The organism is Paenibacillus sp. 01T47, from assembly GCF_056398245.1.
Genome location: NZ_JBFTPA010000012.1, coordinates 89,409 through 105,468, shown reverse-complemented (window position 1 = coordinate 105,468; position 16,060 = coordinate 89,409). Strand labels below are relative to the sequence as shown.

Below are 16,060 nucleotides of genomic sequence, written 5' to 3'. Positions count from 1 at the left end.
ATTCTTACATAAGCTGGAGTCTGCTTGCAGATCGCAACGATGCTGTCCAGCTCTTCGCTCTGAGCTGAAGGTATGGCGATAATGATGTCTGTTATGCCATACGTACCGATGATATGCGGAATATCCTCTCGCTTGCCCAAAACCTGAATGCCGTAAATTTCGTAATTTTGTTTTTTGCTGCTATCGTCAATAAAACCGATTGGCGTAAGCTCTGCAATGTCATAAAGCAGCAGCTGTTTAGCTGTAATCGTGCCTGCAGCGCCTGCGCCAACGATTAACGCTTTTTTTCTCGTAACCTTTGATGCCTTGGCATGTTCCATCACATTCATAAAGCATATTCGAAAACCGCCGAGCAGCGCCGCAGAGGTTAGTCCCAGCACCACAAGCATCAGAAAAGGAATTTGTTCATCTGTGAAAAACAGTAACTCCGCTGCGTAGAGAATGACAGCTGCCGAGGAGCAGTAAACTGTCGATGATGGATAAGAACAGCATCCTTTTTCTAAATGTCATACGTCCACTCCGCTCGTCGTCTCTATTTGTACTTCCACTAAAGTAAGCTCCGTTAAAGCGGCTATGCTGTAGCTTGTTGTCGACTCCATTTCCAAGCAATCCCCGGGAGCGACGTTTAGCGGCTTACCATCCACAATCGCTACGCCTTTGCCGGCTTGAACGGTCCATATAACCCTTCGAGAGGGCAATGGACCCGGAACATAATGCTCTCCTGTATGAACCACAATTTTTTTCACGAGCGTCTCTCGGTTGTCTTCCAGCTTAAATACGTCCAAAATGCGATACCAGCCCCAGCGGAGCTCCTCGTACATCAGTCGCTGATCGATAGGCTGCATCATTTCCTTAATGCGGGGACTCGCAGATTTATCGGATACGAGAATGCCATTCGGACTTGCTGCTACAACAATGTTCGATAAACCAAGCACCGTCACCAAAATATCCAATTCATTAAGCACATGCGTATTGTTCGAATCGTCGCTTATAAGACCCTGCCCAATTACATTCGTATCCATTTCCTCCGTCAGCGTGTTCCATGTGCCGAGGTCCTTCCACTCATTTTCATATGCGATGGCTCTGAGCTGCTTCGCTTTTTCCAACACTTCATAATCAAAGCTGTTTTTGGGCAGCGCAGCATATTGGCGGGATAATTGTTGATAGGAGGTTGGGTAATTCCGATCGCGTAGAAGCGAGAGCAAATAATCAAGCTTGAAGGCAAACACGCCGCAATTCCATAGTGCACCATTGTCTATTAACTCCTTGGCAATCAACGCTGGCGGCTTCTCGACAAAACTTGTAATCACGATGCTATTATTAGTCTGTGATGCGAGATTCATAGGAGATGGAATCATATAGCCATATTTCTCAGAAGGATAAGTCGGACGTGATCCGATTAAGGCAACCTCCGCATTCGTTCCTCTCAAAACCTGCTCTAATTCCTTGATCTTTTTGAAAAAATCTGTATTTACATAGGGGTCTACAGGCAGCACGCATACGATCTCGTCCTTAGAAGCTTTCACTATTGAATTCAAATAAGCGGAAACCAAAGCAATAGCCGGAAAGGTATCTCTTCTCTCCGGTTCCACGATGATCGGAACTTGGTTGCCAATCTGGCTTCTAATCAAATCCACCTGAGAGGAGCATGTGGCGATATAGGATGAAGCCTCAAGACCAGCCTCTTGCAGCTGTCTCCACACCCGTTGAACCATCGATTCTCGTTCGCCGTTCTCCCCTTTGAGCACCTTTAAAAATTGCTTCGTTCGCGAGCCGTTCGAAAGCGGCCATAATCGTTTGCCGGAGCCTCCCGAGAGCAAAATTATTTTCATTAGCCTCGCGCTCCTTTTAGTGCATTCATATCCTGCATAACCATTTCTTTAACAAGCGCTTGAACGTCATATTTAGGTGTCCACCCTAATTGTTTCTTTGCCTTCTCAGGACTTCCGAGCAGCAGCTCAACCTCGGTAGGCCGATAATATTTGGCATCCACGGCAACAACCTCCTTGCCGACCGGAAGCGAATAGGCTGGATTATGGCATGCCTTTACATAGGCCACTTCGTCTTCCTTTTCCCCTTTAAATGCTATTTCCACACCGATCTCGGCAAAAGCAAGACGAACAAACTCTCTAACCTCTGTCGTGTATCCTGTTGCAATAACAAAGTCTTCCGGCTCGCTCTGCTGAAGAATCAGCCACATCGCCTCGACGTAATCTCTTGCGTGTCCCCAGTCTCGCTGCGCATTTAAATTTCCTAAGTAAACCTTGTCTTGCAGTCCATGCGCTATACGGGCTACGGCTTTCGTTATTTTGCGTGAAACGAATGTTTCTCCTCGCAAAGGACTTTCATGATTAAAGAGAATACCGTTGGACGCGAACATGCCGTAGGCCTCGCGGTAGTTTACTGTGATCCAATAGGCATACAACTTGGCAACTGCATAAGGACTGCGGGGATAAAACGGTGTATTCTCATGCTGCGGAATTTGTTGAACAAGCCCGTAAAGCTCAGATGTGGAGGCTTGATAAATTTTTGTTTTTTGCGTAAGCCCGAGCAGTCGTACAGCTTCCAGTATGCGCAGCGTTCCGATGCCATCTGCGTTGGCTGTATACTCTGGCGTATCGAAGCTGACATGAACATGGCTCATCGCTGCCAAGTTATAAATTTCATCCGGTTTCACCTGTTCAATAATTCGCACTATGTTTAAAGAATCCGTTAGGTCTCCATAATGAAGAAAAAATCTTTGTTCATTAATGCTGGAATCATTCAACAAATGGTCGATTCTTCCGGTATTCGGCAGAGAGCTTCTTCTCTGCAATCCGTGTACAATATATCCCTTATCTAACAGCAATTCCGCTAGATATGCGCCGTCTTGTCCCGTAATCCCTGTTACAAAAGCAATCTTCAAAGCATCTGCCCCTTCCCTATCATCCCAATTAGTAACATAGTATGTCTCTCAAACGAATTGGTATGGACGTAATGGAAGCTTCTCAAACTCTATTCTATAAATAGGCAAAGACATGCTCACATTAAGAGCCGATTACATAATCTGATAAGTAGAATTATATATTCAGGTTAAATAGGAAAGGTCGGAGGCTGATAATGAGTCAATTGAAAGGTAAAAAAATTATGGTCACCGGAGGCTCCGGCTTCTTAGGCTCGCATGTCGTCGAGCTGCTTGCTAAATACGATGCAGCAGACGTTGTTGTACCGAGGAGCCGGCAATATGATTTAACTAGCCAGGCCGCATGTTTGTCCGTCATTCAAGACTATAAACCGGATATCGTCATTCATTTGGCCGCAAAAGTAGGTGGGATTGGAGCCAATCGCGCAAATCCAGGTTCTTTCTTCTATGACAACCTGTCGATGGGCATCCACCTCGCAGAGGCATCTCGTCTTCATGGCGTCGAAAAGTTTGTAGCCTGCGGAACGATTTGCTCTTACCCCAAATTTGCCAATGTTCCATTCAAGGAAGAAGAGCTGTGGGACGGCTATCCAGAAGAGACAAACGCACCTTATGGCTTAGCCAAAAAAATGCTGCTCGTTCAGTCTCAAGCTTATCGCAAGCAATACGGCTTTAATTCCATCTTCCTTCTACCCGTTAATCTGTATGGTCCCAGAGATAACTTTGATCTGGAAACCTCGCATGTCATTCCTGCGCTTATTCGGAAATGCTTAGAGGCGAAAGAACAGAATGCTGATTACATTGAGGTTTGGGGCACAGGGATTGCAACAAGAGAGTTTTTATATGTGGAGGACGCAGCAACAGCTATTCTGCAAGCCGCAGAGCAGTTTAATGGCGAAGAGCCTGTCAATATTGGCACAGGCCGCGAAATCTCGATTAAAGAGCTCGTTCATTTAATTGCGGAGAAAACAGGCTACACCGGAAATATACGATGGGATGCAAGCAGACCCGACGGGCAGCTGCGAAGATGCCTTGACACATCCAAAGCAGAGCAGCTATTCTCCTTCAAGGCACAGACGGATTTGCCGGAAGGGTTAGAGAAGACCGTGAAATGGTATATCGATCAGCAATAAATACGGTTATAAAAACAAAAGCCACAGCGACTATCCCTAGTCGCTGTGGCTTTTGTTTTTATGATGCCCGCTTCTTTCCTTTTATTGCGCTCCCTTTTTTCCGTGGCTGGACACTCCCCTTGCGCTTGCTCCGGCTGACAGCTCTCCTGCTTGATGCACCTTTACTACTTTTTTTTCTTCGCATGCCGGTTGTTTTTTTTCCTAACCTTTTACGTCCGTTTCTTCTTAACGGCTTCGTTCTCCTTATGCTTGAAGCTGGTTTGGTAACTGGCAGATTAGCATGATAATAGCTTGAAACCTCAGCAAAATACGAATTCAATACATTTTCAAGGCTCTGCTGGGAATAATGGTTTGTTTCGATATTTTTTGCCCGAAGCTTATCGAACCAGCTTGTCACCCCTTGAACAAAACCGTCTGTTGCCTGCAAACGTCTCTCGCATACGTTCATATGAAGATTAAGCTCATCCTCGGTAGGCAGAAGCCCCATCTGAATCAGCTGATTGAATACAATTTTTTTCCCGATCTCTTGTTGTTCCGCATTATGCTTCGCGCCTATTTGCTCACTATGAATGCGGTAATGAAGCAGAACATCAGGTATATTCGTGATACGGGTTAATTGCGCCATTCTCGTCCACAGCTCATAATCCTCCGTATGTGGACTCTGATAGTCATAATAAAGCGAGTAGCTCTTAACGACGGAGCTCCGCATCATGACCGTTGGATGATTTAGAGAGCAATAAAACAAAAGCCCTGCCTTAATGTCCTCATGATCGGTTGGATGCTTAACCCAAATATCGGTATGCATATATTTCATCGCTGTACCGCAAAGGCCGATATCCGTGTATTGATTCATATGCTCAACCTGCCTTGCCAAACGATCAGGAAAAGCAAAGTCATCACAATCCATTCTAGCAATATATTCGCCTTGAGCAAGAACAAGCCCCTTGTTCAGCGTGAAAATAAGTCCGTAGTTTGATCCATTGCTAAAGAAACGGATTCTTGTATCCGAGTAAGAGGCAATGATTGCGGCGCTCTGATCCTTGGAGCCGTCATCAATAATTAAAAACTCAAAATCTTGAAATGTCTGATTTAAAATGCTTTCGATTGCTTCGCGCAAAAACAATTCACCGTTATAAACCGGCATCAAAACCGTTACCTTTGGCACCTTCCCACCTCCTTCTACACACTCACTACTATACAATGATTGATAGATGCAGATGGTTTGGACAAAAGCCTTAGGGCATCTTCATCGTTCTTTCAACAATGTCGCTGTTTCAGTATAATCTCGGATGATTCGCTCGTATTTGCTGAACAATCATCGCGTGCTTCTGTCCCGCATCATAGGACAACGAATGGCCATGACGCCGGTATAATAACAAGGCTTCATGAATGGCAGTCCCACGCCAGCCCCTCTCGCATAACGAAATCCAGAAATCCCAATCCTCATAGCCGTGTATCATCGCTTCATTGTAACCGCCTACTGATAACCAAGCACTTTTGCGAACAAGCGAGGTGACACAAACAATATTTTCAGAGAGCAAGCGGTTAAAATCAAATTCAGGCGGAATCCAAACCCACGATTGATCGCCGAAATACTCCAAGCCGACAGTTGCGAAGCCAACCTCCGGTCTCGCTTCTAATATGCGGTAAGCCTTCTCTATTAAAGTAGGCTGTATTTTGTCGTCCGCATCAAGGGGCAATATATATTTCCCTCTTGCTTCGCGTATGCCAACGTTTCGTCCATACGGCAGACCAATATTCGTCTGAACATGAATGACTCTCGTTTTTGGCCGCTGAAGGCGTTGCAGAACTTCGATCGTGTACGGGTCAGTAGAGCCGTTATTTACGACAATAATTTCAATCTCTTGAAAGGTCGAGTTTAAGCAAGAATCTACGGCCTCCTCCACGTATTGGCCGTAATTGTAACAGGGAATGACGATGCTTACGATTGGCGCGAGCTCAAGATCTTGACCAAGCCGCCTGCGCAGCATTCTCCTAACCTCCCATTCGTCGCACAGCCAGCTGAGCCATAGCTTATCCAAGCGGTTTTCGTGAAAAAGCTCTGGATGGTTATTCACAACTTGTTTACGGAGCAGATCATACATGGAACCATCGGAATCGGCGCTTAATACACGATAAGCCAGCGGGGCGTCATTTACAGCTATACTGGTCCAGCCCTTTTTCGAAAGCGAAATCCAAAAGTCCCAATCCTCATAACCATCCGTCATCCCCTCGTTATAGCCGCCAGCTTCAAGCCAAGCCTGCTTCCGAAAGAGAGCGCTTATGCATATAATATTTTCAGCTAACAAGCGGCCAAAATGAAAGACCGGCGGCTCCCAGCTATAATGAACAGCCCCGAAAGTATGATAGCCTGGCGAAGCAATGCCTGCCATTGGATTTTGCTCAAGCAGGCGAATCGCCTTCTCAAGAAAGCTGTGATGGAGCAAATCATCTGCATCCAGCGATACGATGAAGTCGCCCTGTGCTGCCTTAATCCCCGCATTCCTCGCAGCCGGGAGTCCACTGTTCCTCTCATAAATGACTCTCGTCTTTGGTTTATTTAAACTATTTATTAGATCGATCGTCGCTGGCTCTGTTGATCCATAATCCACGACGATTACTTCAATCTCCGAATAGGAAGAAGCTAAGCAAGAATCGACGGTTTGTTCAATAAATCTACCCTCATCCAAGCACGGGATTACTATGCTGACCTTCACATTCATCGGGCAAGCTCCTTTCATTCTGGTGTAACTTTCCTGTCTGGCAACATAAAATAATGATACATATCCTTTGTCACCGGCAAGCTGTATTTAACTGTCAACAGCGAAAGAATCGACTGGTCGTAACGATGATCGATAAATTCCGGGAAGTTCGGCAGGCCGCTGCTATTTTCAGCATTCGAAATCACTTTATAATCTTGGCAATAAAACAGCCATTCTTCTAATAGGCTTCTGCTTTTCTCATTATTGTAAAACATAAAAAATCCAGCCCAGACCTGCTCCGCTTCCCAATACCCCGAGCTGTCGCACTGCATGAACACGAAGCTGTCTCTTTTGGTCCAGCTTTTATTTAAATAATAGGCTGTTTTAAAAAAAGAAAATCCGCCGTTATCGGCGCAGTGGGCAAATAGCGGATACAATGGATTAGTGAACCGCGTGTCCGCGTCCGAATACAGCACCAGCGCTCCTTCTTCCATTTTCGATAAAGAGTCCAGTAAAATATACGGCTTCCAGCACCATAAGCCAAAACCTTTCTCATGCTGCAAAATTGCTGCATTGTTACGAGCAAAAGCCGTTCCTTCGAGATCGCTTGGATGATATGAAATGACACGATCAACGCCAAATTGCAGCGCAGTCGCGTTTAGTCTATCTTGATAGGATTGAAATTCTGGTGATGCAAAACTTACTAAATAAATCATTCATGACCACTTCCTTCTAACCTATGATCCATCAACGCGAGTTCGATGAATCCATGCATAATCTTTGTTTGTACTCGGCGTCCATCTTGCATAAAAAATATTCGTATTTCGCTCCATCACCTCCTGGAACATCCTGCTCATCCCTGTATCGTAATGGGCCATTGTCAAAGAACGGTTCTCTACATCGGACATCATGCAATACACCTTGTAGCCGTAATGCTTAGCCCGAAAGCAAATATCCATGTCATCTTGATACAAAGGCGCATAGCATTCATCCAAGTATCCATACTGCTCCAAAAATGATTTTCGAATGACGAGCGGTCCGCGCATGCAAGCATCCACTTCAAAAACACGGTTTTTCAAATTCGGATCTGCTTTCTCATCCTGCCTCCAATACACCTCGTTTGCAGAACACGAGATTTGCCCAGGTCCGCTAAGCGTCGTTCCTCTCGGGTAAAAGTTAACGCCGGATAAACAGCCGACAATGGCACAACTCGTATTTCTGTCCATAAACTGTACAACCTCGTAAAAGATATTTTTATCGTAAACATAATTGTCATCCTGCAGAATGACGCAATAAGCACCGGATGATTTTTTTAAGCCGATGTTGTTCGTTTTAATCTCAAAAATGTTAGGCGTCGTTTCATAAGCAATACTGTAATCCACTTGAACGGTCTGAAAGAATTGCTTCACCACATATTCGCTTTGATCGTAGCAGCCATCGAAAATAATTCGGAGTTCAGCATTTTTATATTCGCTCACAGCACGGTGCAGCTCCGCTATTAGGGGAACAATCGTCGCTTCTTTATTGAAAACAGGCAGCGTAATGCTTATTTTCGGATATAAATTCCCGTTCAGGCAATCCTTAATCGTCTTGTCCAGCACCTGCTTATAAGGAAGGTGATATTCCTTTACATATTCAATCGTCTTCTTTTTCCAGTACACAATCTCTTGATCGCTCAGCTGAAGCGTGCGCTGCAGCAGCTGTTTTTGCTGCAAATGATCCAATGGGTCGAATACTCCGATGGGTGAAAAATCGATGCCGGACTGCGCGGTTACAAGCGGTATAGCGCCGTGGATTAGTCCCTGTATAATCGAAGAATCATATTGGCCTAACGAGGGGTAAACGATAAAATCAGTGTTCGAGAGCAGCTCTGCGCTCTGGGCTTCATTAAGCTCTTCACCGTGAACAAACAGCTTATCACCGAGCACAGCTTTTAATTGCAGCAGCCTGTTGTTGAAAAACCTATTTGCAGGCTGCCCTACAACATGCAGCTCCAAATTTTGACTCGCGATGTCTGAACTCGAGAAGAGTAGAAAGACGGCTTCAAAACCATTGCTTAATCCGAGTTTTGGAGCGCTATACGTGTACACTCTTCTTTGCCCCGTTTTTACATTTTCCGAAGATGGCAACGTATTAGGTTGATCTAAAGCAGCAATCCCGCCTAACAACATTTTTAATTTCCATTTTGGCAGTCCGCGTTTGATGTAAGAATTGTAGGTTTCAATATTTCCGATTCCGATAATGAAATCAGCTTGTTTGATAGACTGTTCCAGCTCGTCAACATTCGGTGCAGCAGTCTCATCGAAAACATCATCTGGCAGGTTATGGCCAGCCTTTAATCTAGACGTGCTGTGGTTGATTTCTTGTGGATGCAGCCCTGTCGTTATCAATATACTTTTCTTTATATGGCATAGCCCTTTTATACGTGAGAGATGATAGGATGCACCTACATACAGATCGTAGCTTTGACCTTGCAGTATCCGCTGATCAAAATATGAGGCATTGAACAGCGTTACTGCGCCTATTGGAACGAGTAAATCATGGAGCGCAGCGGTGAGCTGACCGGCTGCCTTACTGCCCGCAGCTGCCTCATCCGCCTCATAACAAAGCAAGATTCTCATCTTTATTTACCCTCCTCATTTTTAACAGCAATCTATTCTCATTCCTATTGCTGTTGCTCTATTAATCTTTTAATTCCCTCCTCTAGTGTTATTTTTGGCTTCCACTTCGGCACGGTTACCCCCTTGTTCCATGGAATCATAATTTCTCGCGGATGGTAGGGTCGTCCTCCCCAATTCACCTGTAACGGTACATCCATTATTTTTTCGATAATGCCCGCTAACTCCTTCAGTGGAATGGACTGCTGTGAAGAAACGGAATAAACCTCGTTCTTAACTGCCCCTTCATTTAGCAGCTGCTGGGCTGCGAGCATATAAGCTTCAACAACATCATCAATGTGTACAATATCAATCAGCTGCTCTCCAGGTGACATCGCAAGCGGTTTATGTTCCTTTCCAGCCTTCAGCAGCAACGAAATGATTTTGGATCTCGTATCGTTTGGACCGTAATTATCGAACAGCTCCAGCGTAATTACACGTAACGGCGACGATTCACAATAATAAGCTAAAATATCCGTAAACGCTTGTTTTGAGGCATCATACAGCGATTTTGGACTATAAAGCTTATTGTCAAAATGCTGTGAGAAGGTTCCCGTATTAATGAATGCATAAACGTGCTGCGACAACATCGCCTCCATTAGCTGCGTACCGAAAAGAATATTGCTTGTCAGCATCTCTTCTACCTGTCTTGGCGCATAAGTAACTGTGGCGAAGGATGCTAAATGAATAACAAGATCGGGCTTTGCAGACTCGACAATTGCGAACATACTGTCAATCGTCCCATCATGCCGATGTATGATGATAGCACCCTGGACATCCTCCAGTTGCTTAAGGCTCGATTCATTTCTAGCGATAATGTGCACCTTCCACCCTTCCGCCAAAAGCTTTCGAACGAGGTGTGAGCCAATAAAACCCGTGGCTCCGGTGACTAAAGCTGTTAAGGCTGCACGGGAATTTTTTTCTATCATCGATCTCCCCCCTCAGCTTGTTTTCCCTGCATATTCATGCCATTGATTCAAACAAACCTGCCGAATATCTTCGTTGCCTTGATAGGCAAGCGTCCACTCAACCACCTTATTCAGCGCCTGATCAAGGGTCCATCTTGGCTTCCACCCTAAGCGCCGCTGCGCCTCCGAGCAGTCCAGCTTCAGCTCATGGGCTTCATGCGGGTGCTTGCCTGTATCCGTATGCACTACTACGCCGCCCCATTTCGCACCAAGTTGTTCAACAACCTGGCCTACCGGCCTTGCATCCTCATCGCGAGGACCGAAATTCCAACCTTCCGCATACTCTGATCCGTTCGCATAAAGTTTCTCTGCAAGCAGCAAATATCCGCTTAAAGGCTCAAGTACATGCTGCCAAGGTCTTACAGCATGCGGGTTTCTAATGCTCACCGCACTGCCGTCCATGAAGGCACGAACCATATCTGGAACTAAGCGATTCTGAGCAAAGTCTCCGCCCCCGATGACATTGCCCGCTCTTGCCGTTGCAATGCCGACACCGTGAACCTTCTCATCTTTGCTATGAAAGAAGGAATTGCGATAAGAGGCTGTAACAAGCTCCGAGCAAGCTTTGCTGTTTGAATATGGATCATAACCGCCCAGCCTATCGCTCTCCCTATAGCCCCATGCCCATTCTTGATTTTCATACACTTTATCTGTCGTTACATTAACAACCGCCTTAATGCCCGCTCCACTCTCCACAGCAAGCTTTACCGCATCAAGCAGATTAACCGTACCCATGACGTTGACTTCAAAAGTATAAGCAGGCGTTTCGTAGGAGGGCTTAACCAGAGCTTGAGCTGCCATATGAATAACGATATCAGGCTCAGCAGCTAACAAAACCTTGCTCAGCCTTGCTGAATCTCTAATATCACCGGTAACGGACTGAATCATCGCATCGATATTGCAAAGCTCATATAAATTAGGCTGCTGCTGCGGTGCTAGCGCATAACCAGTCACCTTGGCGCCCATCGCTGCCAGCCACAAGCAAAGCCAGCTGCCTTTAAAGCCGGTGTGTCCAGTAATGAACACTTTTTTATTGCGCCAAAAGCTTGGATTCATCATGGACACTCCTTTATTTTTTCCATAGCGCTTTTCCTGATTTCCATAAACCTTCTAAATAGTTTTTATCTCTAAGCGTATCCATCGGCTGAAAGAACCCCTCATGCTTATAAGCCATAAGTTGTCCATCATTAGCTATCTTCTGCATGCAGTCCATCTCCAGATTTGTATGATCGCCTTCAATATAATCAAGCAGCTGCGGTTCCATTACGAAAAAACCTGAATTAATCCAGCTCCCGTCGCCTTTTGGTTTCTCCATAAAATCAATAACCTTGTTGCTGTCCTTTATATCGAGAGCGCCAAATCTGCCGCTTGGCTGCGTAGCCGTTACTGTAGCCAGCTTGTTATGAGAGCAGTGAAAAGCTGACAGCTTGCCAATATCGATGTCCGAAACCCCGTCGCCGTACGTCAGCATAAATGTTTTGTTTCCTAAATACGGCTGAACTCGCTTTAGCCTGCCGCCCGTCATCGTTTCTTTGCCTGTGTCGACCAACGTGATTTTCCAAGGTTCAATGGAAGATTCATGAATTGTCATTTCGTTTCGATTCGATAAATCAAAGGTCACATCCGAGTGATGCAAAAAATAATGATAGAAATATTCTTTGATGAAATAACCTTTGTAGCCCAAACAAATCACAAAATCAGTAAAGCCGTAATGCGCATAGGTTTGCATGATATGCCATAAGATTGGCTTATCCCCAATGTCGATCATCGGTTTTGGCTTCATGAGCGACTCCTCGCTTATTCTAGTGCCGAACCCACCTGCTAGAATGACCACTTTCGTATTTTTATCTATCGTCCGCATAGAAACATCCTCTCTTTCTCTCAAATATACTTTGCCATCTTCCTATGTTTATTCATTCAATAGTTTGTTGTTCTGATGAATACCCAGTCTGTGAAAATTTAATAGATGCGATCAAGCAATGGAATACAGGCGCTTCACGCCTATCGATTGCCCGTACCATGCCAAATTATCGACATAGAATACATTGAACGAGGTTTCTTGAAAATAAGGAGGGATAACGCTTGTCTCAAACCGTTGTCAAACGAAAACCAGCTGCGAATAAGCGGATGAAACGACAAAGTAAAAAAATAAATCGCACGTCCGCAAATACGCGTCGCAGAGCTTCTCGCAAGGGGAAGAAGCTGCTGCGGTCAAATCGAATAAACAAACGAGCAAGAGGATGGAAACGCGGCATCCTCGCCCGTAAAGTACCAGCTGCTCCAATAGCTCCTACTGCTCCTGCTTCTACTCTTGTTGAACAGCCAAGCGACGGAGGGGCAGCGCCTATTTTAATACCGCTGACGGGTATTATTTTCAGCAAGGATCGAGCCCTCCAGCTGGATGCAGCCCTGCGATCGCTTTACTTGCATGCCCTCGATATTTCCAATTTTCACATGAAGGTCCTTTACAAGACATCGAGCGATTTTTATGAATCACAATATGAACGACTCAAAAACGAATACCCGTTGGTGCAATTTATTAAAGAGGAGCAATTCAAAGAGCAGGTTATCGCTTCGATGGAACCCTATACCTATGTTCTATTCATCGTGGATGATTGCTTGTTCGTTCGCGATTTCACGCTGCAGTCCGTCATGAACACATTAGCTGCGCACAACGATTTGATTGGCTTTTCCTTAAGACTGGGACCAAACATTCGTTACTGCTACACGATGAGTGCTGAACAGTCTATTCCATGGCATCACATTATCGAGTATGGCTATCGCAAGTTTGACTGGACATCGGCGCAGTATGAATTCGGCTATCCGATTGAAGTTTCCAGCTCGGTATACCGCACAACTCATCTTCTTCCGCATCTGAGAAACTTGGATTTCTCCAACCCCAATACGCTTGAAGGATGTATGGCAGGACGTGCGCAGGAGCTGTCTGAGGGGCGCCAGTTTCTAGCATGCAGCGAAGTATCCTTAGCGTTTTGCAACCCGCTCAACGTCGTTCAGAATGTGTATGCCAACCGCTCAGGAAGCAATAAGGAATACTCGCCGCAAGAGCTTGCTTTGCTATTTGAGAACGGTGATCGTATAAACGTAAACAAATATGCAAACTATATCCCAGCCGCATGCCACGAGCAGGTAGACATCTTTTAATAGCTGTTCCTTTCATTCATCCACAAAAAAACGTAAGCAGCTCGGAAAAATCCGAACCGCTTACGTTTTTTTATGCCGCTAGCTTCTCAAAAAGCTATGGCCGCCGAAGTTGTTTTTATCGCGAATTAATATTTTCATTGGAAACGGAAGCTGCTGGCCCTCCACGTAACCATAGGATGGATTCATCACTTTAGGAGATTTGTCGATTAAATATTTATTTAAATGAGATTCGTCATGCCAAACGGCATTGATCCCATTATTCATATCTGTTCTAATATTGTCATCCAGAACACGAATAAGATTCGTATAGTGCTCCGTTCGGCCGCCGTTCAACCCACCCATATAGTAGTAGCTTCCTGCGCCCTCCGGAATATAGGCTAAGCTTTGTTGATTTTTCTCATAATCAAGCTCGTGGCGCGCTTTATTGTAGAAGCCTGGATGCTGGACCGCAACGATGCCCTCGTGAATTGGCAATATTTCTTCTCTTACGACATCAACGAATTGCATATTGGCATTAAAGAAAAATACAAAATCACATTCCTGCTGCAGCTGATGCACCACGTTTCTAAACATCGCATATCGCAGCAGCGTATTGCCCGGCCATCCAAGATTATCTTGAGGAATCTTCAAAATGTTCGATCTCTCTTCATCAACGATGTGCTCGGCATCTGTGAATACATAATAGTTTTTCTGGTAGCCCGGCAAGAAATAAGCTTCGGCGCTCCGATAGAAGTTTTCCCAGAAAATACTGTATTTCCCTGTGCATATATAAAGAATCCCGATTCGAGATCCGGCTACGCTCGCAATTTCCGCTTCACTCGGCATTTGAGTAGTCAGATAAGGCGATGCATTTGCGCTTTCTGGCTGTGCTTGCGAGAGGACAGCACCTTGATTCGTCATATAAGACTCTTGATGCGCATCCTCAAAACCTTTCGAATGCCCTTCTCTATACCCTTGCTCATAACCTGTGTGAAACGGTCCGCTTCTTTTTCTCCCTCTTGCACCGCTTCTCAACCCTTTTTTTAATGTTTTACCTCGCCGTTTCCCTTTTTTTACACCATATTTGTTTTTGCGGCTGCTTAATTTCCCGCCGGCGTTCAACGTTTTTTTGACGCTCGTTTTTTTGACGCTCGTTTTTTTAATAGCTGTACTTTTTTTTCGTTTCGTCAGCATGCTGCCGTCCTCCTAAACTTGGAATTATATATTATTAGCCTTAATGATCGGAGGAGCTACAATAGGGAAGCCTTCCGAATACTGGTTTTTGTCGGCCTGCGTTAAAGGACGAACATAACGCTGCTCCAGTCCCCATGCCTTATAGGCATATTTTGTCGTCATTCGGTGCAGCTTGCCCTGTATAATCTGGTACATTTCGCCGTCCTGCGTTTTTACTAAACTGCCCTCAGCGAAATTGGTGGTGAGCGCCGATAATGCAGCTATTCTCTGCTGCAAAACTGCAATCGAAATGTCCCCTCCTATCGGCCAGTTCCATAAATCAAGCTGCGGCAATCTTACTGCATTCACATGCATTAAATCTGAAGACCGTACAATATATCGATATCCATTTTCTACCCAATACACATTCGAATCAGTTCCTTTAACAACGATATGGCTAGGGTAAAAGTTTGTTCCTTTTCTCTTTTCATTAGGCGATGCCGAATTCATTACCGACTCCAGCCTACTGATCTGATCCCAGTCGCCCCATTTTTCACGAAAAAAAGCGTTGTTAAGCAAGGAAGCATCCAGAAACGAACGCATCGTCACACTGCCATAATGATGGATGAATGTATCCTCCGCAATAACTAGATCCAGACCAAGCAATTGTATCCGAAGATAAAAGTCTACATCCTCGCAGGTCCCAATGACATATCCCTCATCCATATACCCGACTCGCTGAAGCACCTCTCTGGATAAAAGCAAGCAAAAGCCCATTATGGCATTCGTTTTTCTCCATCGTACCGGGTTAATATGGTTGTAATTTTGGGCAAACTGCTGCATCTCTTTCATGTTTTTGTAGCTGACATCAATCTTTTGATCATTCGACAAATAATTGGTTACCGGACCAACAAGACCAATCGATGGGTTGCTGTTCAAGCACGACAATAAATTCGACAGCCAGTTTTTCGTCACGATCGTATCATTGTTAAGAATTAGAATCGACGTACCTTTTGCCATCATCAGGCCTTGATTGACGCCACCGGAAAAACCTAAGTTCTCTTGAAAAATTTTATAGCGCAATCGCCCTGCCTGCGACTTTAAATAGGCAGCCGTTCCATCCGTTGAGCCATTATCAATAATGATGATTTCGTAAGACTGCGGCGTATATTTATGAATGCTCTCTATGCAATTTCGTAAATAGTTCAACTGGTTATAGGTTGGAATAATAATGCTTGTGCCTTCAAAAGGCTGCTGATAGCTTGCTGCTCCACTCGCCCTGCCATCCCGATAACCAGCTGCATAGCTCGCTTGAAAGTTGGTTCGCTTTATTTTACGGACTGCTTTTATACGCCTGCGCGAATATCGCTTGCGCATCTGGGTT

13 protein-coding genes and 1 pseudogene are annotated in these 16,060 nt (G+C 45.0%); 2 read left to right on the top strand and 12 right to left on the bottom strand.

Annotated features, from left to right (window positions below; translation table 11 throughout):
• Window positions 1-5: 5 nt before the first annotated feature.
• The 3 genes and pseudogenes from AC1DOV_RS22050 to gmd form a co-directional block, all read right to left on the bottom strand.
• Window positions 6-449, bottom strand: a pseudogene (locus AC1DOV_RS22050) (nucleoside-diphosphate sugar epimerase/dehydratase); the annotation flags it as partial.
• 57 nt (window positions 450-506) lie between these two features.
• Entirely contained in the window at window positions 507-1,832 is a 1,326-nt protein-coding gene (locus tag AC1DOV_RS22045) for a sugar phosphate nucleotidyltransferase (protein ID WP_477551086.1), read from the bottom strand.
• Complete coding sequence (gene gmd / locus AC1DOV_RS22040) at window positions 1,832-2,905, bottom strand: GDP-mannose 4,6-dehydratase (RefSeq protein WP_441886740.1); 1,074 nt, start codon at window positions 2,903-2,905, stop codon at window positions 1,832-1,834. Before gmd ends, AC1DOV_RS22045 begins: the two co-directional genes overlap by 1 nt.
• Before the next feature lie 194 nt (window positions 2,906-3,099).
• On the opposite strand from gmd, the gene AC1DOV_RS22035 reads away from it, so the two are divergent.
• The gene (locus AC1DOV_RS22035; RefSeq protein WP_441886743.1) at window positions 3,100-4,035 is read left to right on the top strand and encodes a GDP-L-fucose synthase family protein; all 936 of its coding nucleotides are present in this window, start codon (window positions 3,100-3,102) and stop codon (window positions 4,033-4,035) included.
• Window positions 4,036-4,093: 58 nt separating this feature from the next.
• Here the strand turns inward: AC1DOV_RS22035 and AC1DOV_RS22030 are convergent, their stop codons facing one another.
• From AC1DOV_RS22030 to rfbF, 7 genes are all read right to left on the bottom strand, one after another.
• On the bottom strand, window positions 4,094-5,200 hold the full coding sequence (locus AC1DOV_RS22030; protein ID WP_477551085.1) for a glycosyltransferase family 2 protein: 1,107 nt from the start codon (window positions 5,198-5,200) through the stop codon (window positions 4,094-4,096).
• 109 nt (window positions 5,201-5,309) lie between these two features.
• Window positions 5,310-6,758, bottom strand: a complete 1,449-nt coding sequence (locus AC1DOV_RS22025) for a glycosyltransferase family 2 protein (protein ID WP_477551084.1) — start codon at window positions 6,756-6,758, stop codon at window positions 5,310-5,312.
• Window positions 6,759-6,772: 14 nt separating this feature from the next.
• Window positions 6,773-7,453 carry a hypothetical protein gene (locus tag AC1DOV_RS22020; RefSeq protein ID WP_477551083.1) on the bottom strand — a complete coding sequence of 227 codons (681 nt, stop codon included), beginning with the start codon at window positions 7,451-7,453 and terminating at the stop codon, window positions 6,773-6,775.
• A 21-nt stretch (window positions 7,454-7,474) separates the two neighbouring features.
• Window positions 7,475-9,358, bottom strand: coding sequence for a glycosyltransferase family 2 protein (locus AC1DOV_RS22015; protein ID WP_477551082.1), 1,884 nt, complete (start codon window positions 9,356-9,358; stop codon window positions 7,475-7,477).
• A 44-nt stretch (window positions 9,359-9,402) separates the two neighbouring features.
• Complete coding sequence (locus AC1DOV_RS22010) at window positions 9,403-10,323, bottom strand: NAD-dependent epimerase/dehydratase family protein (RefSeq protein WP_477551081.1); 921 nt, start codon at window positions 10,321-10,323, stop codon at window positions 9,403-9,405.
• A gap of 12 nt (window positions 10,324-10,335) precedes the next feature.
• Window positions 10,336-11,421, bottom strand: a complete 1,086-nt coding sequence (gene rfbG, locus AC1DOV_RS22005; protein WP_441886761.1) for a CDP-glucose 4,6-dehydratase — start codon at window positions 11,419-11,421, stop codon at window positions 10,336-10,338.
• A gap of 10 nt (window positions 11,422-11,431) precedes the next feature.
• On the bottom strand, window positions 11,432-12,223 hold the full coding sequence (rfbF, locus tag AC1DOV_RS22000; protein ID WP_477510612.1) for a glucose-1-phosphate cytidylyltransferase: 792 nt from the start codon (window positions 12,221-12,223) through the stop codon (window positions 11,432-11,434).
• A 221-nt stretch (window positions 12,224-12,444) separates the two neighbouring features.
• Between rfbF and AC1DOV_RS21995 the strand changes: the two genes are divergently transcribed.
• Complete coding sequence (locus tag AC1DOV_RS21995) at window positions 12,445-13,524, top strand: hypothetical protein (RefSeq protein ID WP_477551080.1); 1,080 nt, start codon at window positions 12,445-12,447, stop codon at window positions 13,522-13,524.
• Window positions 13,525-13,602: 78 nt separating this feature from the next.
• Here the strand turns inward: AC1DOV_RS21995 and AC1DOV_RS21990 are convergent, their stop codons facing one another.
• Together AC1DOV_RS21990 and AC1DOV_RS21985 are read right to left on the bottom strand one after the other, a co-directional pair.
• Window positions 13,603-14,697 (bottom strand): family 6 glucosyltransferase, encoded by a 1,095-nt coding sequence (locus tag AC1DOV_RS21990; protein ID WP_477551079.1) that lies wholly within the window; start codon window positions 14,695-14,697, stop codon window positions 13,603-13,605.
• 24 nt (window positions 14,698-14,721) lie between these two features.
• Window positions 14,722-16,053 carry a glycosyltransferase family 2 protein gene (locus AC1DOV_RS21985; protein WP_477551078.1) on the bottom strand — a complete coding sequence of 444 codons (1,332 nt, stop codon included), beginning with the start codon at window positions 16,051-16,053 and terminating at the stop codon, window positions 14,722-14,724.
• Window positions 16,054-16,060 lie beyond the last annotated feature (7 nt).